This window comes from Tsuneonella sp. HG094 (genome assembly GCF_053819285.1).
Map to the genome: position 1 here is coordinate 862,349 of NZ_JBSORA010000001.1, position 24,620 is coordinate 886,968.

The window sequence follows — 24,620 nt, forward strand, 5'->3', positions numbered from 1 at the left end:
GATCATCGCCGCATCCCCTAGTCGCGCTCGCCGCAGGTAGGAAAGGAATTTCATGGGTACCGACGCCGTCTCCGCCGCATGGCAGCGCATTGCGGGCCATCCGCGCGCGACATTGCTCGACCTGTTCGCCGCCGACGCAGGCCGGGTTGCCAAGCTGTCCACCCGGCTTGCGTGGGACGAAGGCGGGGCATTGTTCGACTGGTCGAAGACCCACCTCGACGAAGACCTGCTGTCGGCGTTCGAGGCGCTGGCCGAGGCGCGGGACTTTGCCGGCAAACGGGCGGCGTTGCTCTCCGGTGCGGTCGTCAACGTCACCGAAGGCCGCGCGGCCGAGCACACCGCCCAGCGCGGGATCGGCTCGCCCGATGCGGTGGAAGAGGCGGCGCAGTTCCACCACCGGATGCACCTGCTGGTCGATGCGATCCACCGCGGCGCGATGGGCGAGGTCCGCCACCTGATCCACATCGGCATCGGCGGTTCGGCACTCGGACCCAGGCTCGCGATCGATTGCCTTGCGCGGGACAGCGAGGGCGGCGACGGGGCGCTGGTCGACGTCCACGTCGTTTCCAACATCGACGGTCTCGCGCTGGAGGCGGCGTTCGCGACGTGCGACCCGGCGACCACGCTCGTTGCAGTGGCGAGCAAGACCTTCACCACCATCGAGACGATGACCAACGCCGAAAGCGCGCTCGACTGGCTGCGGCAGAACGGAGTCGATGATCCCTATGGGCGTGTCGTCGCGCTCACCGCCGCGCCCGACAAGGCGATCGAGTGGGGCGTCGATGAGCTGCGCATCCTGCCGTTCGCCGAGAGCGTGGGCGGGCGGTACTCGCTGTGGTCGTCGATCGGCTTCCCGATCGCGCTCGGCCTCGGCTGGGACGCGTTCGACGCGATGCTCGGCGGCGCGCACGCGGTCGACGCGCACTTCCGCGATGCCGAGGGGCGGGCGAACCTCCCTCTGCGCGCCGCATTCGCCGACCAGCTCTACACTCGCGTTCGCGGATGCCAGACGCGCGCTCTGTTCGCCTATGACGAGCGGCTGGCGCTGCTGCCCGCCTATCTCCAGCAGCTCGAGATGGAATCGAACGGCAAGTCGGTGACGGCAGAGGGCGAGCCGGTCGACGGCCCGACCGCGCCCATCACGTGGGGCGGGGTGGGCACCGACGGCCAGCACGCGGTGTTCCAGCTCCTCCACCAGGGCACTGTCGAGGTGCCGGTCGACTTCATCGCCAGCATCGCGCCGGGCGACGCGCTCGATCCCGCGCACCACGAGATCCTCCTCACCAACTGCTTCGCGCAAGGCGCCGCGCTGATGAGGGGCGGGAACATGGCCGCAGACGGCAATGATCCGGCGCGCGCCTTTCCCGGCAACCGCCCGAGCGCGACGATCCTGTGCGACGCCATCGACGCCGCCACCCTCGGCGCGCTGATCGCCTTCCACGAACACCGTACTTTCGCAGGCGCCGTGCTGATGGGCATCAACCCGTTCGACCAGTTCGGCGTCGAACTCGGCAAGAAGATGGCCCGCGACATCGAGGAAGGCGAGGGCGACTTCGACGCGAGTACCGCGGCGCTGCTGGAGGCGGCGGGTCTCGCATGATTATTCCGCGCTGCGGCAATTTTCTTGACTTTTCGCGCCGAAGCGACCATCTGCCCGCCATCGAAGCGCGCTAGCCAGCGTGAAGCGGTGATTGCTGAGACAGGCGATCACCCCGGCCGCGCCTCGGTCCATTTTTCCTGACTACCCTTTTCACGCGGGTCGTTGATGGAGCCGAAAGGCTCCGACCACCCCGCGAACGCGCGCAGCTCAAGCTGCTGCGCGCTGTCGCTCGCATACGAGTAAACCTATCATGTCATTCGAAAACCTCGGCCTGTCGCAGCCGCTCCTCCAGGCGCTGGACAGCAAGAACTACACCGTCGCCACCCCCATCCAGCAGCAGGCGATCCCGCTCGTGCTGGAGGGGCGCGACCTCCTCGGCATCGCGCAGACGGGCACCGGCAAGACCGCGGCGTTCATGCTGCCGAGCATCGACAACCTGCGCGCGGCGGAGCGGCAGACGCCGTTCAAGTCGTGCCGCATGCTCGTCCTCGCGCCGACGCGTGAGCTGGCCGGTCAGATCGCAAAGTCGGCAATCGACTATGGTGCCTACACCGGAATCAAGGTCGCCTCGATCGTCGGCGGCACATCGGTCGGCAAGGATCGGAACAAGCTGCACCGCGGCGTCGACGTGCTCGTCGCCACGCCGGGCCGCCTGCTCGACCTGATCGACCAGAAGGCGTTCCGCCTCGACGGCGTAGAGATCCTCGTCCTCGACGAGGCCGACCAGATGCTCGACCTGGGCTTCATCCACGCGCTCAAGCGCATAGTCCAGTTGCTCCCCAAGGAGCGGCAGACGCTCCTGTTCAGCGCCACGATGCCGAACACCATCCGCCAGCTCGGCGAGCAGTACCTGCGCAACCCGGCGCAGGTCGCGGTCGCTCCGCAGGCGACCACCGCGGAACGCGTCGACCAGTACGTCGTCCGCGTGAACCATGACGAGAAGCAGGCAATGCTCGGCCTGATCCTCAAGGGCAAGTACGCCAAGACCGAAGGCATGGACCGCGTGCTCGTGTTCACTCGCACCAAGCACGGCGCCGACCGCGTCGTGAAGCGGCTGGCCCACGACGGTATCACCTCGAACGCCATTCACGGCGACAAGAGCCAGCCGCAGCGCGAGCGTGCGCTCGCCGAGTTCCGCTCGGGCCGCACGCCGGTGCTCATCGCGACCGACGTGGCCGCGCGCGGGATCGACATTCCGGGCGTGAGCCACGTCGTGAACTTCGAGCTTCCCAACGTGGCCGAACAGTACGTCCACCGCATCGGCCGCACCGCGCGCGCGGGTGCCGACGGCGTGGCGATCAGCCTGTGCTGCGACGACGAGCGCGCCTACCTCAAGGACATCCAGAAGCTTACCGGCGTGACGCTCGAGCGGCTGCCGCTGCCCGAGTTCTTCCGCGAAGTGGTGGAAGATTCGCCGATCATCCGGCCCAAGGGCAACCCCGGTCAGGTCCAGAACCAGCCGCGCGCCCAGAAGGTGCAGGCGCGCCCGGTCGGCGATCGCCAGGGCGGCCAGCGCCACGGCGGCCAACGTGGCGGCCAGGCCGACCAGCGTCCGCGCCGCGAAGGCGAACCGCGTCGTGACGGCCAGCGCCAGGGCGGTCAGCGTCACGAGGGCCAGCGTCACGAGGGCCAGCGCAGCGAAGGCCAGCGTAGCGAACAGCGCCGTCGTCCCGAGGGAGAGCGCCAAGGCAGTGCCCACGGTGGCGGCCAGCGCCAAGGCGAGCGCCATGGCAATTCACAGGGCGGCGGCCAGGGGCAGCGCTCCGTCGGCACGTCGCAGGGCAAGCCCGGCGGCGGCAAGCGGTATCGTCGTCGCTCGGGTGGGGGCGGCAGCGCGCGCTGATCGCTGAACCCTATCGCCCGGTGGTTGGCATAAACCGCCGGGCAGCCCATATGCGCCCCCGCACAGGAGGGCACGCATGGCGGGCAAGAAGAAGACGGCCGAATTCGACTACGACCTGTTCGTGATCGGCGCTGGATCGGGCGGCGTGCGCGCCAGCCGGATCGCGGCGAGCCACGGCGCTCGGGTCGCCGTCGCCGAGGAATACCGCGTCGGCGGCACCTGCGTGATCCGCGGCTGCGTGCCCAAGAAGATGCTCGTCTACGGCGCGCACTTTGCCGAGGACCTCGAAGACGCCGCCGCCTTCGGCTGGACCGTCGGCAAGCCCAAGTTCGACTGGATCAAGCTGCGCGACAACGTGCTCGGCGATGTCGACCGGCTGGAAGGGCTCTACGGCCAGACGCTCGAGAGCAACAAGGTCGAGGTCTTCCGCGAACGCGCCGAGCTGACAGGCCCGCACGACATCAAGCTCGCCAGCGGCAAGGCGGTGACCGCGAAGGTCATCCTGATCGCCACCGGCGCGCGGCCGCACATTCCCGATTTTCAGGGTAACAATCTCGGCATCACCAGCAACGAAGCATTCCATCTCGACGCGGTGCCCAAGCGCATCCTGATCGCCGGCGGCGGCTACATCGCCAACGAATTCGCCGGCATCTTCAACGAGTTCGGCAGCAAGGTGACGATCGTCAATCGCACCGACCAGCTCTTGCGCGGCTACGACCATTCGGTGCGCGACCGGCTGCTGCAGATCAGCGTGATGAAGGGTATCGAGTTCAAGTTCCACGCCGAGTTCAAGTCGATCAAGAAAACCGGCAAGGCGCTCAAGGTCTCGTTCAAGGGCGGCCATGACGACATGACCGTCGACTGCGTGATGTTCGCGACCGGACGTGTGCCCAACACCGAAGGCCTTGGACTCGACAAGGCCGGGGTCACGCTAGGCGAGAAGGGCGAGATCGTCGTCGATCGCTTCAGCAAGACCAACGTCGATCATATCTATGCCGTCGGCGACGTGACCGATCGCGTGCAGCTGACCCCGGTGGCGATCCGCGAGGGGCATGCCTTTGCCGACACCGTGTTCGGCAACAACCCGCGCGCGGTCGATCATTCGTGCATCCCGAGCGCGGTGTTCAGCCACCCACCCATCGCCGCGGTCGGACTGACCGAAAGCGAGGCCCGCAACCAGCACGGCTCGGTCAAGATCTACGAAAGCGACTTCCGGCCGATGAAGAACGTGCTCGCAGGGCGAAACGAGCGCAGCTTGTACAAGATGGTCTGCGACGAGGGCACGGGCCGCATCCTGGGCATCCACATGATCGGACCCGAAGCGGCCGAGATCATGCAGGCCGCCGCGGTCGCGGTGAAGGCGGGCCTGACCAAGGACCAGTTCGACGCCACCACCGCGATCCACCCGACGATGGCCGAGGAACTCGTCCTGCTGCGTTAACCTATGCGGTAAGGCACCACGCCGCGCCGGTCGGGGTCGACGGCGATCGGGCGGTCGCTGGGCGGGAACGCGCGCTGGTCGCAATCGTCGCGGGGGCAGATGCGGCACGACACGCCGATGGGCGTCGCCGCGCTGCCGGTGCGCAGGTCGAGCCCGTCGGCATAGATGAACTCGCCCGCGTGAGCCGTCTCGCAGCCGAGCGCGACGGCATAGCGGCGCGGCGCGCGGGTAAAGCTGCCCGAGGGTTTCACCAGTCCCTTCGCCATCGAAACGTACCGCACCCCGTCGGGCGTTTCGGCGAGCTGGACGAGGATCCGGTCGGGAATCGCCACCGCCTCGTGGACGATCCACAGCGGACACGCGCCGCCGAAGCGCGCGAACTGCAGCCGAGTCGCGCTGTGCCGCTTGGTGATGTTGCCCGCCATGTCGACCCGGCAGAAGAAGAACGGCACCCCGCGTGCGCCTTCGCGCTGGAGCGTCGAGAGGCGGTGGCAGGTCTGTTCGAAGCTCGTGCCGAATGCCTGCGCCAGCCTATCGATGTCGTGCCGCGCTGCGCGGGCGGCGGCGCGGAACGCTTCGTAGGGCATCAGCAGCGCGCCCGCGGCGTAGTTCGACAGGCCGACGAACAGCAGTTGCCGCGCCGCGGCGGTACGCAGGTGCGCGCCTTTGACCACCGCCGCGATCTCGTCGCGCAGTGCCAACGCGGCGAGCTGGTGGGCAAGCTGGAAGCGGCGGGTCTCGGCGGGCTGGCCAGGGTCGATGGTCAGGTGGCCCATCTCGGCATCGTACGACCGCAGCCCCGCCTGGCCTGTGTATACCAGCGATACCGACAGCGCCTGCCGCAGGTGCTGCTCGATCGCTTCGATGGTGGGGCTTCCGAGCTTGTTCGCCAGCCTCTCCGCCGCGCGGTCGACCGGGTCGATGTAGTTGTTGGCGAGGTGGAACCAGTCGCGCACTTCCTCCCACGGCAGCCGCGCGCCGCCGGCGTCGCTGGCGAGCGCCTCGTCGATGATCTGCAGCCGCTGGCCCGATCGGCGATAGGCGGCGTGGAGATCGACGAAGGCCTGCGCGAAATGCGGCTGCTGTTCGGCGAGGCGGGCGGTTTCCTCAACCGCGAAGGTATCGGCGAACAGCGGATCGGCGGCGGCTTCGCGCAGCGCGGCGGCGAGCGAGCCGCGCCTGTCTGTGTCCGGCTCGCGCCAGTCCAGCGGGAAGGCACGCGCCAGCCGTTCGAGCAGCTGCGGAGTAAGCGGTCGGTCGCCGTTCTCGAGCTGCGACAGGTAAGAGGCGCTGATGCCGAGCCGCTCCGCCACCTCGGACTGAAGCAGGGCAGTTCGTGCGCGCAAGTCGCGCAGGGCGGGGCCGGCGAACAGGCGGGCGGTGACCATTCCATCAAGCTACTTTGCAAAGTCGGACTTCGCAAGTTTGCAACTTAACATTGGACAGGCGGGCTAGCGGCTTTCATGGCAGGCTCACGATCGAGTCCGGAGAATTCATGTCCGCCAATATCGCCGAAATGGAACGCCGCCGCGCCGCAGCCCGCATGGGCGGTGGTGAAAAGCGCATCTCCGCGCAGCACGCCAAGGGCAAACTGACCGCGCGCGAACGGCTCGACGTGCTGCTCGACGAAAACAGCTTCGAGGAGCTCGACGCCTATGTCGAGCACGACTGCACCGACTTTGGGATGGAGAGCCAGAAGATCCCCGGCGACGGCGTCGTCACCGGCAGCGGCACGATCAACGGCCGGCTGGTGTTCGTGTTCAGCCAGGATTTCACCGTGTTCGGCGGCTCGCTGTCGAAGCGCCACGCGGAGAAGATCTGCAAGGTGATGGACATGGCGCTGAAGGTCGGCGCGCCCGTCATCGGCCTCAACGACAGCGGCGGCGCGCGTATTCAGGAAGGCGTCGCCAGCCTTGGCGGCTATGCCGAGGTGTTCCAGCGCAACGTGCTCGCGAGCGGGGTGGTGCCGCAGATCAGCCTCATCATGGGCCCCTGCGCGGGTGGGGCGGTGTACAGTCCGGCGATGACCGACTTCATCTTCATGGTGAAGGATTCGTCCTACATGTTCGTGACCGGCCCCGACGTGGTGAAGACCGTCACCAACGAGGTCGTGACGCAAGAGGAACTGGGCGGGGCGGTCACGCATACGACCAAGACCAGCGTGGCCGACAACGCGTTCGAGAACGACATCGAGACGCTGCTCGCCACCCGCGACTTCTTCGACTTCCTGCCGCTGTCGAACCGAGAGGACGTGCCCGAGCGGCCGACCAGCGACCCGTGGGACCGGCGCGACGACAGCCTCGACACGCTGATCCCGGCGAACGCCAACCAGCCCTACGACATGCACGAGGTGATCCGTAAGGTCCTCGACGAGGGCGACTTCTTCGAAATCCAGCCGAAGCATGCGGGCAACATCCTGTGCGGGTTCGGCCGGATCGAGGGGCGCACGGTGGGCGTGGTCGCCAACCAGCCGATGGTGCTGGCGGGCGTGCTCGACATCAACTCATCGAAGAAGGCCGCGCGCTTCGTGCGCTTCTGCGATGCATTCGAGATTCCGATCGTGACCTTCGTCGACGTGCCCGGCTTCCTTCCCGGCACGGCGCAGGAACACAACGGCATCATCAAGCACGGCGCCAAGCTGCTGTTCGCCTATGCCGAGGCGACCGTGCCCAAGATCACCGTGATCACCCGCAAGGCCTATGGCGGGGCCTACGACGTCATGGCGTCCAAGCACCTGCGCGGCGATCTCAACTACGCCTGGCCCACTGCCGAGATCGCGGTGATGGGCGCGAAGGGCGCGGTGGAGATCATCTTCCGCTCCGACATCGGCGACCCCGACAAGATCGCCGAACGCACGAAGGAGTACGAGGACCGCTTCGCCAATCCCTTCGTCGCCGCGCAGCGAGGGTATATCGATGAGGTGATCTATCCGCACTCGACCCGGCGGCGGATCGCGCTGGGGCTGCGGAAGCTACGCGGGAAAGTGCTCGAGAACCCGTGGAAGAAGCATGACAATATTCCGTTGTGAGTGAATGATGGAATGGGTCTGGGCCTTTTTCGCTGCTCTTTGGACGCTAAGTGTCGCCGCGCTTGCGAAGTGGGCGTGGCGCGCGCCCCCACGTTGGCGGGCGCAAGGCTTTGTTGAAAACGGTTTGGGCACCCGAATTGCATTGCGCCAACGCCCGCGATCTTTTTCATTGATGCTTCTGGGCATTCGCTTGTTCGCCTTGCTTGGAGCTTTGTTCGCTTTGTTTGGCGCGGCAATCACTCTCGGTTGGATTTGGAAGGCAATATGAAACTCGGCCGTCTCAACCATATCGGCGTCGCGACGCCTTCGATCGCGGACAGCGTGGCCTATTACCGCGAGGTGATGGGGGCTACTTCGATCACCGACCCGTTCGACCTGCCCGAGCAGGGGGTGAAGGTCTGCTTCGTCGACACTCCAGGCGAGAATGGCACGCACGGCACCCAGATCGAGCTGATCGAGCCGCTGGGGCCGGGCAGCACGCTCACCGGCTTTCTCGCCAAGAACCCGGCGGGCGGACAGCATCACCTGTGCTACGAAGTGCCCGACATCGCCGAGGCGCGCAGCTGGTTCGAGGGGCTGGGCAAGCGCATCCTCGGCCCCACGCGCATCGGCGCGCACGGCACGCCGATCTTCTTCCTCCACCCCAGGGACATGATGGGGCAGCTGACCGAGATCATGGAAACCCCGCGAGAGGGCGCGCACTGATGGCAACGTACGAAACGATCCTGACCGAGCGCGTGGGCAATGTGCTCAAGATCACGCTCAACCGGCCGGAGCGGCTTAACGCCGCCTCGATCGGGCTAGCGGAAGACCTGACCGCGGCGTTCTATGACCTCGGCGATGCGCGCGCGGTTCTGATTACCGGCGCAGGCAAGGGCTTCTGCTCGGGCGCCGACCTCGCCGCGCGCGGTGAGCGGAGTGCGCTGCAGATGAACGGCGGCAGACACATGGCGCTGCAGAACCATTACAACCCGCTCGTCAGCCAGATCATCCGGTGCCCGGTGCCAGTGGTGACTGCGGTAAACGGCGCGGCGGCGGGCGTGGGCTGCTCGATCGCGCTCGCGGGCGACTTCGTGCTGGCGGGGCAGAGCGCTTATTTCCTGCAGGCCTTCGTCAACATCGGGCTGGTGCCCGATGGCGGATCGACCTGGCTGCTCGCCCGCGCGATCGGCCGTGCGCGCGCCACCCGCATGATGATGCTGGGCGAGAAGATCGGTGCCGCGCAGGCCGAGGAGTGGGGGCTGATCTACAAGGCCTGCGACGATGCGACGCTGATGGACGAGGCGATGGCGCTCGCCACGCGCCTGTCCGAAGGACCGACCGTCTCGTATCGCACGATGAAGGCGAACATCATGACCGCGCTCGACGGTACCTATCCGCAGGTCCTCCTCGCCGAGGCGGAGGGCCAGCGCACCGCGGGCGCCAGCGCCGACGCGACGGAGGGCGGGCTGGCCTTTCTCGAAAAGCGGAAGGCCGCGTTCAGGGGCGAATGACATGAGCGACAAGACCAAGGCAGACTGGCAGGCGGCCGCCGACAAGGAGGTCAAGGGCAAGGATCTGACGTGGCAGACGCCCGAAGGGTTCGCGATCCAGCCGCTTTACACGGCAGATGACGCGCGCGCGTCTGACGGTTCTGGCCCGGGCCTGCCCGGCTTTGCGCCGTTCACGCGCGGGGTGAAGGCGTCGATGTACGCGGGTCGCCCGTGGACCATCCGCCAGTACGCCGGTTTCTCGACCGCCGAGGAATCGAACGCGTTCTACCGCCGCAACCTGGCGATGGGGCAGAAGGGACTGTCGGTCGCCTTCGACCTCGCCACCCACCGCGGCTACGACAGCGACCATGCGCGCGTGGTCGGCGATGTCGGCAAGGCGGGCGTGGCGATCGACACCGTGCGCGACATGGAAATCCTGTTCGACGGCATTCCGCTCGACCAGATGTCGGTCAGCATGACCATGAACGGCGCGGTGATCCCGGTGCTGGCGTTCTTCATCGTCGCGGCGGAGCGTCAGGGCGTGTCGCGCGAAAAGCTCGACGGGACCATCCAGAACGACATCCTGAAGGAGTTCATGGTCCGCAACACGTATATCTATCCGCCCGAACCATCGATGCGGATCGTGTCGGACATCATCGCCTACACCAGTGCCGAGATGCCGAAGTTCAACAGCATCTCGATCAGCGGCTACCACATGCACGAGGCGGGGGCGACCGCGGTGCAGGAACTCGCCTTCACCATCGCCGACGGCAAGGAATACGCCACCCGCGCGATGGCTGCGGGCCTCGACATCGATGCCTTCGCGGGGCGCCTGTCGTTCTTCTTCGGCATCGGCATGAACTTCTTCATGGAGGTCGCCAAGCTACGCGCCGCACGCACGCTGTGGTGGCGCACGATGGACGGGCTGGGCGCGAAGTCGGAGCGGTCGAAGATGCTCCGCACCCACTGCCAGACCAGTGGGGTTTCGCTGCAGGAGCAGGACCCCTACAACAACGTCATCCGCACCACGATCGAGGCGATGGCATCGGTGCTCGGCGGCACGCAAAGCCTCCACACCAACGCGCTCGACGAAGCGATCGCGCTGCCGACCGATTTCTCCGCCCGCATCGCGCGCAACACGCAGCTCGTGCTGCAAGAGGAAAGCGGCATCTGCAACGTCGTCGATCCGCTGGGCGGCTCGTACTACGTCGAGGCGCTGACGAGCACGCTGGTCGACGAAGCCGAAAAGCTGATCGCCGAGGTCGACGCGGCGGGCGGGATGACCGCCTATGTCGCCAGCGGCAAGCCCAAAGCCGCAATCGAGAGCGCGGCGGCGGCAAAGCAGGCCAGCGTCGACCGGGGCGAGACGGTGATCGTCGGCGTCAACAAGTACCGCAAGGAGGTCGAGGACCACCTCGATACGCTCGACATCGACAACCACGCGGTGCGCGAAGGGCAGATCGCGCGGCTGAAGGCGGTGCGGGCCGGGCGCGACGAGGCGGCGTGCCGCGAGGCACTCAAGGGGCTGACCGCAGGCTGCACCGCTGGCGGCAACCTACTTGCCCTCGCGGTCGAGGCGGCGCGCCACAATGCCACGCTGGGCGAAATCTCCGCCGCGATGGAAGATGCGTTCGGGCGCTACGGCACCAACCCGACGCCGGTATCGGGCATCTACTCCGCCGCCTACGAAGGCGACAGCCGTTACGCGCAGGTCGTCGACGGGGTGCAGGCGGTGGCCCGGCGGCTCGGCCGCGCGCCCAAGGTGATGGTCGCCAAGATGGGCCAGGACGGCCACGACCGCGGCGCCAACGTGATCGCATCCGCCTTTGCCGACATGGGCTTCGACGTGGTGAGCGGCCCGCTGTTCCAGACCCCGGCCGAGACGCGCGACATGGCGCTGGCCGAGAATGTCGACGCAATCGGCGCGAGCAGCCTCGCCGCCGGGCACAAGACGCTGATCCCCGAGCTTATCCAGCTTTTGCGCGAAGCGGGGCGCCCCGACATCAAGGTGGTCGCGGGCGGAGTCATCCCGCCGCAGGATTACGACTACCTGCGCGAGGCGGGGGTGCAGGGCATCTACGGCCCCGGCTCGAACGTGGTCGAATGCGCGGCCGACATGCTGCGCCTGCTCGGCCACAACATGCCACCGGTCGGTGAGCAACTGGAGGCGGCGGAGTGAACAGCTCGCAGTCAGCCTTCCTCCCGATCGCGGCGATGATGTTCGCGGCGGGCATCGGCATTCCGATTTTCGCTGCGCTCAATTCGGCGCTCGGGCAGCAGCTTGGCGGGCCGCTGGCGGCGACGGCGGTGACCTTCGCGATCGGCCTCGTCATCGCGCTGGCGCTGCTGCTGGTGGCCGGGCTGCCGAGCGCTTCGGCGTTCACGTTCGAACGGCCGCACATCTGGTTCGGCGCGATCTTCATGCTGTTCTATGGCACATCCGTGGCCTTCGCGGCGCCGCGCATCGGGCTGGGCAATGCGATCTTTTTCGTGTTGCTCGGCCAGATCGTGGCCGCGGCGGCGATCGACCATTTCGGCTGGCTCGGTGCGATCCAGAGTGCGCTCACGCCCAAGCGTCTGCTTGGTATCGCGATCATGGCGCTCGGCCTCTATCTCGCAAGGAAACCCGCATGACCCCTGTTCGCACCGACTGGACGCGCGAGGAAATCGCCGCGCTGTTCGACCTGCCATTCACCGAGCTGCTGTTCCAGGCCGCGACCGCCCACCGCGCCCATCACATGCCGGACGAGGTGCAGCTCTGCACGCTGCTCAGCATCAAGACCGGCGGTTGCCCGGAGGATTGCGGTTATTGCAGCCAGTCCGTGAAGGCCGACAGCGGCGTCGAGGCCTCGAAGCTGATGGACGTGCGCAACGTTCTGCAATCCGCCGCGCAGGCCAAGGACAACGGCAGCCAGCGCTTCTGCATGGGCGCTGCGTGGCGCAACCCGAAGGACCGCGACATGCCCGCGATCGTCGAGATCGTGAAGGGTGTCTCCGCGATGGGGCTGGAGACCTGCATGACGCTGGGGATGCTGACGCCGAAACAGGCCGACATGCTCGCCGAGGCGGGGCTCGATTACTACAATCACAACATCGACAGCAGCCCCGAGTATTACGAGCGCGTCATCACCACGCGCACGATGGCCGACCGGCTCGACACATTGAGCAACGTGCGCGCGGCGGGGATCAACGTGTGCTCGGGCGGGATCGTCGGCATGGGCGAGACGCGCGCGGACCGCGTGGGCTTCGTCCACACGCTCGCCACGCTGCCGCAGCATCCCGAATCTGTGCCGGTCAACGCGCTGGTGCCGGTCAAGGGCACGGTGCTGGGCGACATGCTGGCCGATACCCCGCTCGCCAAGATCGACGACATCGAATTCGTCCGCACCGTAGCGGTCGCGCGGATCACCATGCCGCTCTCAATGGTCCGCCTCTCCGCCGGGCGCGAGAGCATGAGCGAGGCGACCCAGGCGCTGTGCTTCCTCGCCGGCGCGAACTCGATCTTCACCGGCGACAAGCTGCTCACCGCGCCGAACGTTGGCGACGACAGCGACGCCGCGCTGTTCGCGAAGCTGGGGCTGACGGTGCTCAAAGGCGAGGAGCCAATGCGGGCGTGCAGAGTAGCGGAGGCGGCGGTGTGACCTTCCTGATCCTCACCTTAAGCGCCGTAGTGCTTTACCTTGGAGCGGGGCCTTATTTCATTTTTAGAGGTCGTATTTTCTTGGGTTGTCTTGTGATGGCGCTAGCATCGATCACACCCGTTGCTGCGGAAGTCTGGTTTACGGACTCTGAAATCCCGGGTCCCGCGCTACTCGCAGTCGTTCTGCTGCCTTTTCCAGTTTTGATCGCCATTGGCCGTACAATCTATCTTCTTTTCGGACTGGCTCGCTCAGCGGCGGTTCGGAACAAAGGGCTCAATTGATGTTCTCCAAAATCCTCATCGCCAACCGGGGCGAGATCGCTTGCCGGGTCATCAAGACCGCGCGCCGGATGGGTATCGCGACGGTCGCCGTCTACTCGGATGCCGATGCGCGCGCGCCGTTCGTGCGGATGGCTGACGAGGCGGTGCATATCGGGCCGGCGCCCGCGGCGGAGAGTTACCTGATCGCGGACAAGATCATTGCCGCATGCAAGCAGACTGGCGCGGAGGCGGTGCATCCGGGCTACGGCTTCCTCTCCGAACGCACCAGCTTTGCCGAGGCGCTGGCCAAGGAGAACATCGCCTTCATCGGCCCGCCGGTGGGTGCGATCGCGGCGATGGGGGACAAGATCGAATCCAAGAAGCTCGCGAAGGAAGCGGGGGTCAACGTCGTCCCCGGCTTCGTCGGCGAGATCGAGGACACCGAGCACGCGGTGCGCATCTCGAACGAGATCGGCTATCCGGTGATGATGAAGGCCAGCGCCGGCGGCGGCGGCAAGGGGATGCGGCTCGCCTATACCGAGACCGACGTGCGCGAGGGCTTCGAAAGTGTGAAGCGCGAGGGGCTGAACAGCTTCGGCGACGACCGCGTGTTCATCGAGAAGTTCATCCTCAATCCCCGCCACATCGAGATCCAGATCCTCGGCGACCAGCACGGCAACATCGTGTACCTCAACGAGCGCGAATGCAGTATCCAGCGCCGCCACCAGAAGGTGGTCGAGGAAGCGCCGTCGCCCTTCGTCACCCCTGCCATGCGTAAGGCGATGGGCGAGCAGTGCGTCGCGCTCAGCCGCGCGGTCGGATATTACAGCGCGGGAACGGTCGAGCTGATCGTCAGCGGCGCGGACCCGAGCGGCGAGAGCTTCTACTTCCTCGAAATGAACACCCGTCTGCAGGTCGAGCATCCGGTGACCGAGGCGATCACCGGCATCGACCTCGTCGAGCAGATGATCCGCGTGGCGGCGGGCGAGAAGTTGTCGTTCACGCAAACCGACATCGGCATCGACGGTTGGTCGATCGAGAACCGCGTCTATGCCGAGGACCCCTATCGCGGCTTCCTGCCGAGCACCGGGCGGCTGGTCAAATACCGCCCGCCGGTCGAGGGCTGGATCGATGATGGCGCGGCGAACGGCCGCCGCGGCGTGGACGGCGTGCGCGTCGATGACGGCGTGTACGAAGGTGGCGAGGTGTCGATGTTCTACGACCCGATGATCGCCAAGCTCGTCACCTGGGCACCCACCCGCGACGAGGCGGCGGACCTGCAGGTTCAGGCGCTCGACAACTTCGTTATCGAGGGGCTGGGCCACAACGTCGATTTCGTCAGCGCGATCATGCAGCACCCGCGCTTCCGCTCGGGCGAGTTGACGACGGGCTTCATCGCCGAGGAATATCCCGACGGCTTCCACGGCGCGGCGACCGATGACGCGCTCACCCGCACGCTGGCGGCAATCGCCGGGGCCATCGCCACCGCCGATGCCGATCGCGCGCAGGGGATCGACGGGCAACTGAACGGGATGGAAGACGTCAACGGCGACTGGGTCGTGCGCATCGGCGACACCGACCACGCGGTCAGCCTGGAAGACGACGCGATTACCGTCGATGGCGAGGCGGTCGCGATCGCGCTGGAATACACGCCCGGGGACCGGCTGGTCGAGGTCGAGCTCTACGGCGACGATGCCGACGACGACGATGCCGTGCCGGTCGCGACCTACGGCGTGCAGCTCGACAAGACCCGCACCGGCTATCGCATGACCACGCGCGGCGCGAAGCACGTCGTCCGCGTGCTGCCCGCGCACATCGCCCCGCTCGCCGCGCACATGATCGAGAAGGTCCCGCCTGACCTGTCGAAGTTCCTCATCTGCCCGATGCCCGGCCTGCTGGTCTCGCTCCACGTCAAGGAAGGCGACACGGTCCAGCCCGGTCAGCCGCTCGCGACGGTCGAGGCGATGAAGATGGAGAACATCCTGCGTGCCGAGAAGGCGGGCACGGTCGCCAAGGTCAATGCCGAGCAGGGCGCGAGCCTGGCGGTCGACGAGATCATCCTCGAGCTGGACTGATGCACCTCGACCACGATCCCGCCTCGCCGCCTGCACCGGAGATCGACTTCGCCGATTTCCTGAAGGCGGACATTCGCGTGGGCACGATCGTGGCGGCGGAGGACTTTCCCGAAGCGCGGAAGCCGAGCCTGAAGCTGCGGATCGATTTCGGGCCCGGCGTGGGTGAGAAGAAGAGCTGCGCCCAGATCGCGGCGAACTACGCCGCGGGCGATCTCGTGGGGCGACAGGTGGCCGCGGTCGTCAACTTTCCCCCGCGCCAGATCGGCAAGGCGCTGTCCGAGGTCCTGACGCTCGGATTCGCCGACACGGACGGCGCGGTGGTCCTGTTCGCGCCCGACAAGCCCGTTCCGAACGGTTCGCGCCTGTTCTGAATCGTCCCGCGAATCCCGCCGTGGGGCGGGCGAGGCAGGGATTATCTCGTTTTCCGTGCCGCTACGGTACGGACGGGCGCGTTAAGCACGAAACAAGGTAAATCCGCTGGTCATGATGGCCGTCGAGGCAGACTCTTGCGGTGTCCGGGCAACATTCCCGGCATCAGTGGAGAACGACGATGGCTCATAAGGGTATCGGTTTCTTCGACGGACGCGGGCATTTCTTCAAGACGCCCGACGAAGCGACCATCAGCGACCTGTCGGCCCTGCTCGGCCGGATCGGCGACGGCGAGAGCCTTGCCCCCGGTATCGCGCAGACGCTGCTCGGGCGCCGCGACGACCTCGATCGACTGTTTCGCGAACACGACGAGATGGTGAAGGGCGCCGCTGCCAACGTCGCCCGGCTACCCGCGCGCGACCGTCCCGCAGCCTAGCGGTTCAATTCGGCATCGAGGAAGGCGGCGACGTCCGCCAGCTCGACGTCGCGGGCGAGGAACGCCTCGCCCACGCCGCGCAGCAGTACGAAGGGCAGGGTGCCCGCGTCCATCTTCTTGTCGTGGAGCATGTGATCGGCGAGCTGCTGCCCGTCGCAGTCAAGGCCGAGCGCAGTCATCTCTGCCGGGAGGCCCGCCGCCGAGACGGCCTGCGCGACCGCCTCCGCGTCGTCCGCCGCCATCAGCCCGACGCGCGCCGAGTAACGCGCCGCCAGCACCATCCCCAGCGCCACCGCTTCGCCGTGCAGCAGGCGGTTGGAGAATCCCGTCTCGGCCTCAAGCGCATGGCCGAACGTGTGGCCGAGGTTGAGCAGTGCACGGCGTCCGCTCGTCTCGCGTTCGTCATCCGCCACGATGGCCGCCTTCATCGCCACGCTGGTCGCGACCGAGTGTTCGAGCGAGGTTTCGCGCAATGCGAGCACGTCCGCGCCGTGCTCCCCGAGCCAGTCGAAGAACGCTCGGTCCCCGAGCACGCCGTACTTGAGCACTTCGGCGTATCCGGCGCGCAGTTCGCGCGGCGGAAGCGTGTCGAGCGCCGCGAGGTCTGCCAGCACCAGCGAGGGCTGGTGGAACGCGCCGACGAGGTTCTTGCCCGCCCGGGTGTTGATCGCGGTCTTCCCGCCGACCGAGCTGTCGACTTGCGCGAGTAGCGTCGTCGGGACCTGCACGAAGCCGCAGCCGCGCTTGAGGATCGCACAGGCGAAACCCGTCAGGTCGCCAACCACGCCGCCGCCGACCGCCAACACGTTGTCGTTTCGCTCGATGCCTTGCTCGAGCAGCCAGTCGACCAGAGTGGCGAGACTGTCCCAGCTTTTCGAACCTTCGCCCGGCGCGACTTCGAAGACCGCCAGCGTCTTGCCTCCAGCGAAAAGCGATGCCTCGATCCGTCGTCCGTGCGCGGCCCACGCATTGGCATCGGCGACGACCGCCACCTGCTCCTTGCGCAGGAACGGGCCGGCGAGCTCGCCGATCCGCTCGAGAAGTCCGCGCGCGACGTGGACGTCGTAGGCGCGCCCGGCGAGCGCGACGGGAATTACAGCCATTGGTCGATTGCCTCGATGATCTGGAGCGCGGTGTCGTGATGGGGGCCGTCGTTGCTCGTCACGTGGATCGGCGCCTCGGCATAGAACGGCGCGCGCGCCCGGTGGAGCTCGCGGAGGATCTCGGCCGGGTCGCCGCCCTGCAGCAACGGCCGGTCCTTGCGGCGGCCGGTGCGCTCGACCAGCGTCTCGATCGGGCTGTCGATCCACACTGCGACGCCCTTGTCGAGCACCAGCGCGCGTGTTTCCGAGTTGACGAAGGCCCCGCCGCCGGTGGCGATCACGCCGTGCCCCGCACCAATCAGGCGGGCGATCACGCGTCGCTCGCCGTCGCGGAAATAGGGCTCTCCGAACTGGGCGAAGATTTCGCTCACGCTCATCGCCGCGGCGTTCTCGATCGCCTCATCCGCGTCGACGAAATCGGTGCGCAACAGGCCCGCCAGCTTGCGCCCGACGGTCGACTTCCCCACGCCCATCAGTCCCACGAGCACGATCGGCCGGTCGAGCCGTGCGGCAAGCGCGGCGATCGCGGCATCGCTGGGGCGAGGGCTGGCGGAGTGCATTGCCGCATCGCCTATAGATGGGCTAGGGCGCAAGCAACCAACCACGCCTTGCGGTGAGGGCAGTCAGACTTGGCAATACGAATTGGGCAGTGATGAGGTCGCGCGTGAAGTGGATTGTCGCAGGACTGGCGGTACTGGTGCTGGCCTACGCCTGGTTCGACGGCGGGGAGGAGCCGATCGTGCCGATGTCCCACGAAATCGAAGTGCCGGAGAACGCCGGATGAGGCGCCTTGTCCTGACCGGCGGCACCGCCGCGCTCGCGCTGCTGTCGGGCCTTGCGATGGCGCAGTCTGCGCCGGAATCGATCCTGCCGCCGGGTTTCGACGATCCCGCGCCCGCACCGAGCCCGACGCCCCGCGCAAGCACGCCCGCGCCGTCCTCGCAGCAGCCCGCTGCGCCATCGGGCGGCGGTTCGACCTCAATCCCGGTCATCCAGCCGATCCCAGGCGGCGCTTCGTCCGCGCCCGCAATCAGCGGCCTGCCCAGCCTCGGCGGCAAGCTGCCGACGCTGGAACAACTCGAGAAGATGTCGACCGACGAACTCGACGAACTGCTCGGACTGAAGCCCAAGGTCGATATTCCGCCCGCCGCGCGCAGGTCGCTCGCGCAGGTGGGGGTTATCGGGCCGAGCGAGGGCGGCCTCCCGGTCTATTCGCTGGTCAGGCAACCCGCGTCGCTGGTGCGCGCCGCGCTCAAGGGGACGACCCAGCCGATGGTTTCGCGCTGGGGGCACATCATGCTGCGCCGCGCGCTCGCAAGCCGGCTCGATGCGCCCGAGGAGATGGACCCGGTCGAGTTCGCTGCGCTGCGGGTCGCCACACTCAACGCGATGGGCGAGTTCGCCGCTGGCCGCGCCGTCGCGCAGGATGTCGATACGGCGGAATGGAAGCCGCAGCTCACCGCCGCGGCGATCGACGCTTACGTCGGAACCGCCGATCTCGTCGGCGCCTGTCCCGCCGTGCGCCTTCAGGGCAACGTGCGCGAGGACGGCACGTGGCGGCTCCTGCAGGGGATCTGCAACGCTTATGCGGGTGAGGCCGCGCGGGCCAAGACGGACATCGAGCGCGTGCGCTATCGTGGCGAGGCGGCGAACATCGACGCGTTGCTTGCACAGCGATACGCGGGAGCGGCGGGGCAAGGTCGTGGCGCGGTGACGATCGAGTGGAAGGGCGTCGAGGAAATCACCCCGCTGCGCTTCGCGTTGGCGCGCGCGGTCGGCGAGCCGGTGCCCGATAACCTTCTCGAAAACGCCGAACCCTATTTCGCCCGTGCCGCGGCGACCGCGCCGATGCTGGCGCTGCCCGGCCGGATCGCTGCCGCCGACGTCGCGGCGCGCGAGGGTATCCTGTCCTCGCAGGCGATGATCGACCTCTACTCTCAGTTCTATGCCGAGGACGAGGCGGGCGAGGGACCCGTGGCGGCGCTCGCCGGAAACCTGCGGCTGGCCTACGTCGGGGCTGACGCCGCCGCGCGCATGGCCGCCATTCGCGACATTTGGACCACCGGCAGCCCCGGCGGCGGCGTCATCGACTATGCGCGACTGGTCCTGACCGCCTTCGCCGCAGCGCGCGTGGAGCCGAGCGAAGACTTCGAGGACGACGCGGCGACGCTGGTGGCGGCGATGCTCACCGCCGGGCTTGAGCGCGACGCGCTCCGCTGGGCCTCGCTGGTGCCCGAGGGCAGCCCCGCATGGGCGCAACTGGCGTTCGCTGCGCCGAGCCGCGAGCCCGTGTCCTCGGGCGCGATCGATGACTTCATCGGCGACGATTCGAGCCTGGAACAGCGCAAGTCGCAGTTCCTCGTCGCCGGTCTCGCGGGCCTCGGCCGGATGGATCAGGGCGACGTCGGGGAATACTCTACCGATCTCGGCATGAATCTCGGCGGCCAGACGCGCTGGACGCGTGCGATCGATGCGGCGGCCAAGGTCGACAACCAGGCGCTCGTGGCGCTCCTCGCCGGGCTCGGGATGCAGGGCGACGGATGGGACAAGATGACCGCGCGGCACCTCTACCACATCGTCTCCGCACTCAACCGCGTGGGGATGACGGCCGAAGCCCGGATGATCGCCGCGGAGGCGGTCGCGCGCGCGTGACGCCCGTCTTTCACTGATGCGGAGTCCGCGATGAGCGCGGTCGAGGATTTTCTCGCCATGCTCGCGGCCGAGCGGGGGGCGGCGCCCAATACGCTCGCCGCCTATCGCCGCGACTTGGAGGGTGCGACGGACATCGTCGGCGACCTTGCCGCCGCGGACGGCACCGCGCTTGCCAAGCTGGGCACGGCCTGGTCGTCGCTCGCCCCCGCAAGCGTCTCACGGAAATCTTCCGCCTTGCGCCAGTTCTACGGCTTCCTGGTCGACGAGGGCGTTCGGGTCGACGACCCCTCTGCCGCGCTCCCGCGCCCTCCCGCGCGTCGCCCGCTGCCCAAGGTTCTCGGGCACGGCGAAGTCGACGCGCTCTTTCGTCGCGCGGAAGAAGATGCGCTCACCGACGATCCCGCGGCGGTGCGGCTGCTGGTGCTGGTCGAGATGCTTTACGGCTCCGGCCTGCGCGCTACCGAGCTGGTCGGCTTGCCGCTTGCCGCAGCTCCGCGCGATGCGCCGTTCGTGACCGTGACCGGCAAGGGCGGGCAGGCGCGCATGGTGCCCGTCGGAGGAAGGGCGCAGGCGGCGCTGTCGCGCTGGCTGGCGTTGCGACCGGAGGGCAAGTTCCTGTTCCCTTCGCGTAACGGCAAGCACCTGACCCGCGTGCGGCTGTTCCAGCTCGTCAAGGAGCTGGCCATCCGCGCCGGAATCGCGCCCGAAAGGGTCAGCCCGCACGTCCTGCGCCATGCCTTCGCCACGCACCTGCTGGAGGGCGGAGCGGACCTGCGCGTGCTCCAGACGCTGCTCGGCCACGCGGATATCGCCACCACGCAGATTTACACCCACGTCGATTCGGCACGGCTCGTGGCACTGGTGAATGAGCGGCACCCGCTTGCGCGCGGGCACAAGCGCGACTAGCTGCCTGCCGATGCAATCCTATCTCGAATTCGAGAAGCCCGTCGCGCAGCTCGACCGGCGCATCGCCGAACTTCGCTCCGCCGCCGAAGGCGACGAAGTCGACATTTCGGCCGAGCTTGCCCGGCTGGAAGCGAAAAGCGCCGAGCTCCTCGCGACGACCTATGCCAACCTGACCGCGTGGCAGAAGACGCAGGTCGCCCGCCATCCCGCGCGGCCGCATTTCCGCGATTACGTGGAAATGGCGTTCGAGGAATTCGTGCCGCTGGGCGGTGACCGGCTCTACGGCGACGACCAGGCGATCATGGGCGGCCTCGCCACGCTCGACGGCCGCAAGGTCGTTTTGATCGGACACGAGAAGGGCAACGACACCGAAAGCCGCATTCGCCACAATTTCGGCATGGGTAAGCCCGAAGGCTACCGCAAGGCGATCCGCCTGATGGAGCTGGCGGGGCGGTTCGGGCTGCCGGTGGTGACGCTGGTCGATACCTCGGGCGCGTTTCCCGGCATTGAGGCCGAAGAGCGTGGACAAGCCGAGGCGATAGCCCGCTCCACCGAGGCGTGCCTCGCCCTCCCGGTGCCGATGGTCTCGGTGATCGTAGGCGAGGGCGGTTCGGGCGGAGCGGTAGCGCTCGCGAGCGCTGAGCGCGTACTGATGATGGAGCACGCGGTCTACTCGGTGATCAGCCCCGAAGGTTGTGCCTCGATCCTGTGGCGCACTGCAGAAAAGGCGCCCGAGGCCGCGGAGGCGATGAAGGTCACCGCGCAGAACCTCGAGAAGCTGGGCGTGATCGACCGCATCGTGCCCGAGCCGATGGGCGGGGCGCATCGCGACCCGGAGGCCGCCGCAAAGGCGCTCGGAAAGGCGATCGGCGAGGAACTTGACCGGCTGGCCGGCAAGTCTCCCGAGGACCTGCGGCGCCTGCGCGAAGAGCGATTCCTGACCATCGGCGCCGACTGATCGCAATCCCGCCGGGGAACCAAGCCCGCCCGCAGCGGGTTTCCAAGGCCGTATTCTCAATCCGCGGCGCGGGTGGACGCCGCATGTGCCCTTGGAGATCATAACGATGACTCGACATCGCGACACGTCGCGCACTCTTGCGCTTTCGCTCGGCGCGGCAGCGCTGGCCTTGTCTGCAACCAGCGTGCAGGCGCAAAGCACGCAGATCACGCAGGCCGAAGCCAAGCAGGGCGCTGAAGCGCATCCGCAACTGCTCCAGGAATTCGGCGGCGCGATGACCGGTCCGCAGGCGCAGTACGTCGAGCAGGTCGGCAAGAACATCGCCGTCCGCTCGAGCCTGTCGAACGCGCGTGACGCGTTCACCGTTTCGCTACTCAACAGCTCGGTAAATAATGCCTTCGCGATCCCCGGTGGCTACGTTTACACCACGCGCCAGCTCGTCGCGCTCATGAACAACGAGGCGGAACTCGCCGGCGTGCTCGGCCACGAGGTCGGCCACGTCGCGGCGCGGCACTCGCAGCGGCGCCAGCAGGCGGCGACCCGCAACTCGATCCTCGGCGTGCTCGGCCAGGTCCTCGCGGGGGCGGTGCTCGGTAACAGCCAGATCGGCCAAGTCCTGGGCCGCGGAATCGCGCAGACCAGCCAGATGCTGACGCTCAAGTTCTCGCGCAGCCAGGAAATCGAGGCCGACAAGCTGGGCATCCAGTACCTGCGCAGCGCGGGCTATGATCCCAAGGCGATGGCGACGGTGCTGCAGAGCCTGGCGATGCAGAACGCGCTCGATGCCTCGCTGCAAGGCCGAAGCAATGCGACCGTCCCCCAGTGGGCCTCGACCCACCCCGATCCGGCGAGCCGTGTCCGCAATGCCCTTACACTTGCCGCGAACGGCACCGGGATGACCAATCGCGACACGTTCCTGACTCGGATCGACGGTATAACCTATGGTGACGACCCCGCTCAGGGCGTGATCGAGGGCAGCCAGTTCATCCACCCTGAACTGCGTCTGGCGTTCACCGCACCCAACGGCTTCTACATGATCAACGGAACCCGCGCCGTCTCGATCAACGGTCAGAGCGGGCAAGCACAGATGACCACCGCTGCCTACAACGGGAATCTGGAAACATATGTTCGGCAGGCGTTCGCCGGCTTGAGCCAGCAGCAGCAGATTCAGCCGCAGACGCTCCAGCGCACGACGGTGAACGGCCTGCCCGCCATGTACGGCACGGCGCGCGTCAATTCGGGCAATGGCCAGGTCGACGTCGTGGTGTTCGCCTACGAGTTCTCGAACAGCCAGGCATTCCACTTCGTCGGAATCACGCAGGCAGGCCGCTCGAACGTGTTTTCGCCGATGTTCAATTCGATGCGGCGGATCAGCGCGAACGAGGCGTCGCAGGTGATTCCGCGCGTGATCGATGTCGTGACCGTGGGTTCGCGGGATACAGTGCAGTCACTTGCCGCGCGGATGGCCTACACTAGCGCACAGGAGCAGCGTTTTCGCGTGCTGAACGGGCTTGCTTCGGGCCAGGTGGTGACGCCGGGGCAGAAGGTAAAGATCGTCGTCCGCGGACGCTAGTCGTTACGAATGGCGCAAAAGGAAAGGGCGGCGGGATTTCTCCCGCCGCCCTCGTATTTTCTTTCGGAAGCTGGGCTTCCTGAAGAATTTACGCGTCCATCGCACCCGAAACTTCGGTGAACGTGGCGCTCAGCGAGTTGCCGAGGCTCTGCATCGCAACGATCGCGGCGACCGCGATAAGAGCGGCGATCAGGCCGTATTCGATGGCGGTGGCGCCCGCTTCGTCGCGGACGAGCTTTTTGATGAACTGCATGTGACGTCTCCTGATTCAGTCTTCGCTACCCGGCCCTGGCCGCACCCAATTCACGGCTTCGGGCTGACATTCGAGATACGGCTGGAGAGTTTAGAATTCCCTAACCGCACCATTTTTATCCGGTCGCCTGAGTGATCCTCTGATCGACGTCGTTCCACATTCCGATGGTGACGCTTCCGAAGTTCTGGACGGCAACCAGCATGGCGAGAAAGATCAGCGCCAAGATCAGGCCGTATTCGACGGCGGTGGCCCCCGAGATGTCGCTGGCAATCGCCTTGAGGAGCTTGCGCATCGGCATTGGTTCTTGTCCGTCGAATACTGCCTGACAGACTGCTATCTGCGCCCGCCGGGTTAAGAAAAAGTTGAGAAGGACGCCGCTGTTGGCAAGAAAACCGACATGGATCGCCGTCGTTGCCGCCGCGATGCGCGATGACGAGGGGCGATTTCTCCTGCAGCGCCGCCCGCTCGACAAGGAGCATGGCGGGCTGTGGGAGTTCCCCGGCGGCAAAGTCGAGGGCGGCGAATCCCCGCGAAATGGGCTGGTTCGCGAGCTTAACGAGGAATTGAGCATAATGGCCGACGACGCCTCCGCCACGCCGCTCGCCTTTGCCGAAAGCGAGCCGAGCGGGAGCCGCCCCGGCATTGTCATACTCCTTTACGAAGTGACGGCCTGGAGTGGCGAACCTGTGCCCGAACCCGGGAGCGATCTTGGCTGGTTTGCCCCCGAATCGATCGATGAGCTGCCGTTGCCGCCCCTCGATTCCGCATTGCTCGCAGCGATTCTCGGGCGTGCGCAATAGGTGTTGCCAAGGTGGGCGGGTATCCCTATGTGCCGCCCTCCAATGCGCGCCCGTAGCTCAGCTGGATAGAGCATCAGACTACGAATCTGAGGGTCGGACGTTCGAATCGTTCCGGGCGCGCCAACAATTCAGGCCACCTCCGCAAGGGGTGGCCTGAATTGTCTGTGGGTCCGACGAATGTGCCGAACCCGTTCGGAATCGGAGCCGCCA

General features: G+C 66.9%; 24 protein-coding genes and 1 tRNA gene. 20 read left to right on the forward strand and 5 right to left on the reverse strand.

The window, feature by feature from the left end; translation table 11 throughout:
• The first annotated feature begins 52 nt into the window (after positions 1 to 52).
• The 3 genes from pgi to gor all read left to right on the forward strand — a co-directional run bounded on the left by pgi (position 53) and on the right by gor (position 4,884).
• Positions 53 to 1,600, forward strand: coding sequence for a glucose-6-phosphate isomerase (gene pgi, locus ACWPMX_RS04330; RefSeq protein WP_455698815.1), 1,548 nt, complete (start codon positions 53 to 55; stop codon positions 1,598 to 1,600).
• A 250-nt stretch (positions 1,601 to 1,850) separates the two neighbouring features.
• Positions 1,851 to 3,443, forward strand: coding sequence for a DEAD/DEAH box helicase (locus tag ACWPMX_RS04335; protein WP_455698816.1), 1,593 nt, complete (start codon positions 1,851 to 1,853; stop codon positions 3,441 to 3,443).
• Positions 3,444 to 3,519: 76 nt separating this feature from the next.
• Complete coding sequence (gene gor, locus ACWPMX_RS04340) at positions 3,520 to 4,884, forward strand: glutathione-disulfide reductase (RefSeq protein ID WP_455698817.1); 1,365 nt, start codon at positions 3,520 to 3,522, stop codon at positions 4,882 to 4,884.
• Here gor and ACWPMX_RS04345 read toward each other — a convergent pair.
• Positions 4,881 to 6,272, reverse strand: a complete 1,392-nt coding sequence (locus ACWPMX_RS04345; RefSeq protein ID WP_455698818.1) for a helix-turn-helix domain-containing protein — start codon at positions 6,270 to 6,272, stop codon at positions 4,881 to 4,883. The two genes, gor and ACWPMX_RS04345, sit on opposite strands and share 4 nt — an antisense overlap.
• 107 nt (positions 6,273 to 6,379) lie before the next feature.
• Here ACWPMX_RS04345 and ACWPMX_RS04350 point away from each other — a divergent pair, with 107 nt between their 5' ends.
• The 11 genes from ACWPMX_RS04350 (at position 6,380) to ACWPMX_RS04400 (ending at position 16,165) form a co-directional block, all read left to right on the forward strand.
• A complete protein-coding gene (locus ACWPMX_RS04350) occupies positions 6,380 to 7,912 on the forward strand; it encodes an acyl-CoA carboxylase subunit beta (RefSeq protein WP_455698819.1) in 1,533 nt (510 codons plus the stop codon).
• Between the two features lie 7 nt (positions 7,913 to 7,919).
• Positions 7,920 to 8,180: a hypothetical protein gene (locus ACWPMX_RS04355; RefSeq protein WP_455698820.1), complete on the forward strand. Its 261-nt coding sequence runs from the start codon at positions 7,920 to 7,922 to the stop codon at positions 8,178 to 8,180.
• On the forward strand, positions 8,177 to 8,617 hold the full coding sequence (locus tag ACWPMX_RS04360) for a VOC family protein (protein ID WP_455698821.1): 441 nt from the start codon (positions 8,177 to 8,179) through the stop codon (positions 8,615 to 8,617). The genes ACWPMX_RS04355 and ACWPMX_RS04360 overlap by 4 nt, the downstream gene beginning before the upstream one ends.
• A complete protein-coding gene (locus tag ACWPMX_RS04365; RefSeq protein ID WP_455698822.1) occupies positions 8,617 to 9,405 on the forward strand; it encodes an enoyl-CoA hydratase-related protein in 789 nt (262 codons plus the stop codon). Before ACWPMX_RS04360 ends, ACWPMX_RS04365 begins: the two co-directional genes overlap by 1 nt.
• Before the next feature lies 1 nt (position 9,406).
• Positions 9,407 to 11,563 carry a methylmalonyl-CoA mutase gene (scpA, locus tag ACWPMX_RS04370; protein WP_455698823.1) on the forward strand — a complete coding sequence of 719 codons (2,157 nt, stop codon included), beginning with the start codon at positions 9,407 to 9,409 and terminating at the stop codon, positions 11,561 to 11,563.
• Entirely contained in the window at positions 11,560 to 12,018 is a 459-nt protein-coding gene (locus tag ACWPMX_RS04375) for a DMT family transporter (protein ID WP_455698824.1), read from the forward strand. The genes scpA and ACWPMX_RS04375 overlap by 4 nt, the downstream gene beginning before the upstream one ends.
• Complete coding sequence (bioB, locus tag ACWPMX_RS04380; protein WP_455698825.1) at positions 12,015 to 13,025, forward strand: biotin synthase BioB; 1,011 nt, start codon at positions 12,015 to 12,017, stop codon at positions 13,023 to 13,025. Before ACWPMX_RS04375 ends, bioB begins: the two co-directional genes overlap by 4 nt.
• Positions 13,022 to 13,306, forward strand: a complete 285-nt coding sequence (locus ACWPMX_RS04385; protein ID WP_455698826.1) for a hypothetical protein — start codon at positions 13,022 to 13,024, stop codon at positions 13,304 to 13,306. Before bioB ends, ACWPMX_RS04385 begins: the two co-directional genes overlap by 4 nt.
• The gene (locus ACWPMX_RS04390) at positions 13,306 to 15,360 is read left to right on the forward strand and encodes an ATP-binding protein (protein ID WP_455698827.1); all 2,055 of its coding nucleotides are present in this window, start codon (positions 13,306 to 13,308) and stop codon (positions 15,358 to 15,360) included. Before ACWPMX_RS04385 ends, ACWPMX_RS04390 begins: the two co-directional genes overlap by 1 nt.
• A complete protein-coding gene (locus ACWPMX_RS04395; protein ID WP_455698828.1) occupies positions 15,360 to 15,731 on the forward strand; it encodes a tRNA-binding protein in 372 nt (123 codons plus the stop codon). Before ACWPMX_RS04390 ends, ACWPMX_RS04395 begins: the two co-directional genes overlap by 1 nt.
• A 179-nt stretch (positions 15,732 to 15,910) precedes the next feature.
• Positions 15,911 to 16,165: a hypothetical protein gene (locus ACWPMX_RS04400; protein WP_455698829.1), complete on the forward strand. Its 255-nt coding sequence runs from the start codon at positions 15,911 to 15,913 to the stop codon at positions 16,163 to 16,165.
• Here ACWPMX_RS04400 and aroB read toward each other — a convergent pair.
• Together aroB and ACWPMX_RS04410 are read right to left on the reverse strand one after the other, a co-directional pair.
• Positions 16,162 to 17,268, reverse strand: a complete 1,107-nt coding sequence (aroB, locus tag ACWPMX_RS04405; protein ID WP_455698830.1) for a 3-dehydroquinate synthase — start codon at positions 17,266 to 17,268, stop codon at positions 16,162 to 16,164. The two genes, ACWPMX_RS04400 and aroB, sit on opposite strands and share 4 nt — an antisense overlap.
• Positions 17,259 to 17,828 carry a shikimate kinase gene (locus tag ACWPMX_RS04410; protein WP_455698831.1) on the reverse strand — a complete coding sequence of 190 codons (570 nt, stop codon included), beginning with the start codon at positions 17,826 to 17,828 and terminating at the stop codon, positions 17,259 to 17,261. Before ACWPMX_RS04410 ends, aroB begins: the two co-directional genes overlap by 10 nt.
• 220 nt (positions 17,829 to 18,048) lie before the next feature.
• On the opposite strand from ACWPMX_RS04410, the gene ACWPMX_RS04415 reads away from it, so the two are divergent.
• From ACWPMX_RS04415 to ACWPMX_RS04430, 4 genes are all read left to right on the forward strand, one after another.
• Complete coding sequence (locus ACWPMX_RS04415) at positions 18,049 to 19,920, forward strand: hypothetical protein (RefSeq protein WP_455698832.1); 1,872 nt, start codon at positions 18,049 to 18,051, stop codon at positions 19,918 to 19,920.
• A 30-nt stretch (positions 19,921 to 19,950) separates the two neighbouring features.
• Positions 19,951 to 20,826, forward strand: a complete 876-nt coding sequence (locus tag ACWPMX_RS04420) for a tyrosine recombinase (RefSeq protein WP_455698833.1) — start codon at positions 19,951 to 19,953, stop codon at positions 20,824 to 20,826.
• Positions 20,827 to 20,836: 10 nt separating this feature from the next.
• Entirely contained in the window at positions 20,837 to 21,784 is a 948-nt protein-coding gene (locus ACWPMX_RS04425; protein WP_455700728.1) for an acetyl-CoA carboxylase carboxyltransferase subunit alpha, read from the forward strand.
• 106 nt (positions 21,785 to 21,890) lie between these two features.
• Positions 21,891 to 23,357: a M48 family metalloprotease gene (locus ACWPMX_RS04430; protein ID WP_455698834.1), complete on the forward strand. Its 1,467-nt coding sequence runs from the start codon at positions 21,891 to 21,893 to the stop codon at positions 23,355 to 23,357.
• Between the two features lie 88 nt (positions 23,358 to 23,445).
• Here ACWPMX_RS04430 and ACWPMX_RS04435 read toward each other — a convergent pair whose 3' ends face one another.
• Together ACWPMX_RS04435 and ACWPMX_RS04440 are read right to left on the reverse strand one after the other, a co-directional pair.
• On the reverse strand, positions 23,446 to 23,610 hold the full coding sequence (locus ACWPMX_RS04435) for a Flp family type IVb pilin (protein WP_455698835.1): 165 nt from the start codon (positions 23,608 to 23,610) through the stop codon (positions 23,446 to 23,448).
• A 115-nt stretch (positions 23,611 to 23,725) separates the two neighbouring features.
• Positions 23,726 to 23,902, reverse strand: coding sequence for a Flp family type IVb pilin (locus tag ACWPMX_RS04440; protein ID WP_455698836.1), 177 nt, complete (start codon positions 23,900 to 23,902; stop codon positions 23,726 to 23,728).
• 88 nt (positions 23,903 to 23,990) lie between these two features.
• On the opposite strand from ACWPMX_RS04440, the gene ACWPMX_RS04445 reads away from it, so the two are divergent.
• Together ACWPMX_RS04445 and ACWPMX_RS04450 are read left to right on the forward strand one after the other, a co-directional pair.
• Entirely contained in the window at positions 23,991 to 24,410 is a 420-nt protein-coding gene (locus ACWPMX_RS04445; protein ID WP_455698837.1) for a (deoxy)nucleoside triphosphate pyrophosphohydrolase, read from the forward strand.
• A gap of 46 nt (positions 24,411 to 24,456) precedes the next feature.
• A tRNA-Arg gene (locus ACWPMX_RS04450) sits at positions 24,457 to 24,533 on the forward strand.
• Positions 24,534 to 24,620: the final 87 nt, after the last annotated feature.

Excerpts from the sequence above, each read along its gene's own strand:
- pgi (WP_455698815.1), top strand. The coding sequence starts at position 53 with ATGGGTACCGACGCCGTCTCCGCCGCATGGCAGCGCATTGCGGGCCAT.
- ACWPMX_RS04335 (WP_455698816.1), top strand. The coding sequence starts at position 1,851 with ATGTCATTCGAAAACCTCGGCCTGTCGCAGCCGCTCCTCCAGGCGCTG.
- gor (WP_455698817.1), top strand. The coding sequence starts at position 3,520 with ATGGCGGGCAAGAAGAAGACGGCCGAATTCGACTACGACCTGTTCGTG.
- ACWPMX_RS04345 (WP_455698818.1), bottom strand. The coding sequence starts at position 6,272 with ATGGTCACCGCCCGCCTGTTCGCCGGCCCCGCCCTGCGCGACTTGCGC.
- ACWPMX_RS04350 (WP_455698819.1), top strand. The coding sequence starts at position 6,380 with ATGTCCGCCAATATCGCCGAAATGGAACGCCGCCGCGCCGCAGCCCGC.
- ACWPMX_RS04355 (WP_455698820.1), top strand. The coding sequence starts at position 7,920 with ATGGAATGGGTCTGGGCCTTTTTCGCTGCTCTTTGGACGCTAAGTGTC.
- ACWPMX_RS04360 (WP_455698821.1), top strand. The coding sequence starts at position 8,177 with ATGAAACTCGGCCGTCTCAACCATATCGGCGTCGCGACGCCTTCGATC.
- ACWPMX_RS04365 (WP_455698822.1), top strand. The coding sequence starts at position 8,617 with ATGGCAACGTACGAAACGATCCTGACCGAGCGCGTGGGCAATGTGCTC.
- scpA (WP_455698823.1), top strand. The coding sequence starts at position 9,407 with ATGAGCGACAAGACCAAGGCAGACTGGCAGGCGGCCGCCGACAAGGAG.
- bioB (WP_455698825.1), top strand. The coding sequence starts at position 12,015 with ATGACCCCTGTTCGCACCGACTGGACGCGCGAGGAAATCGCCGCGCTG.
- ACWPMX_RS04390 (WP_455698827.1), top strand. The coding sequence starts at position 13,306 with ATGTTCTCCAAAATCCTCATCGCCAACCGGGGCGAGATCGCTTGCCGG.
- ACWPMX_RS04395 (WP_455698828.1), top strand. The coding sequence starts at position 15,360 with ATGCACCTCGACCACGATCCCGCCTCGCCGCCTGCACCGGAGATCGAC.
- ACWPMX_RS04400 (WP_455698829.1), top strand. The coding sequence starts at position 15,911 with ATGGCTCATAAGGGTATCGGTTTCTTCGACGGACGCGGGCATTTCTTC.
- aroB (WP_455698830.1), bottom strand. The coding sequence starts at position 17,268 with ATGGCTGTAATTCCCGTCGCGCTCGCCGGGCGCGCCTACGACGTCCAC.
- ACWPMX_RS04410 (WP_455698831.1), bottom strand. The coding sequence starts at position 17,828 with ATGCACTCCGCCAGCCCTCGCCCCAGCGATGCCGCGATCGCCGCGCTT.
- ACWPMX_RS04415 (WP_455698832.1), top strand. The coding sequence starts at position 18,049 with ATGAGGCGCCTTGTCCTGACCGGCGGCACCGCCGCGCTCGCGCTGCTG.
- ACWPMX_RS04420 (WP_455698833.1), top strand. The coding sequence starts at position 19,951 with ATGAGCGCGGTCGAGGATTTTCTCGCCATGCTCGCGGCCGAGCGGGGG.
- ACWPMX_RS04425 (WP_455700728.1), top strand. The coding sequence starts at position 20,837 with ATGCAATCCTATCTCGAATTCGAGAAGCCCGTCGCGCAGCTCGACCGG.
- ACWPMX_RS04430 (WP_455698834.1), top strand. The coding sequence starts at position 21,891 with ATGACTCGACATCGCGACACGTCGCGCACTCTTGCGCTTTCGCTCGGC.
- ACWPMX_RS04435 (WP_455698835.1), bottom strand. The coding sequence starts at position 23,610 with ATGCAGTTCATCAAAAAGCTCGTCCGCGACGAAGCGGGCGCCACCGCC.
- ACWPMX_RS04440 (WP_455698836.1), bottom strand. The coding sequence starts at position 23,902 with ATGCGCAAGCTCCTCAAGGCGATTGCCAGCGACATCTCGGGGGCCACC.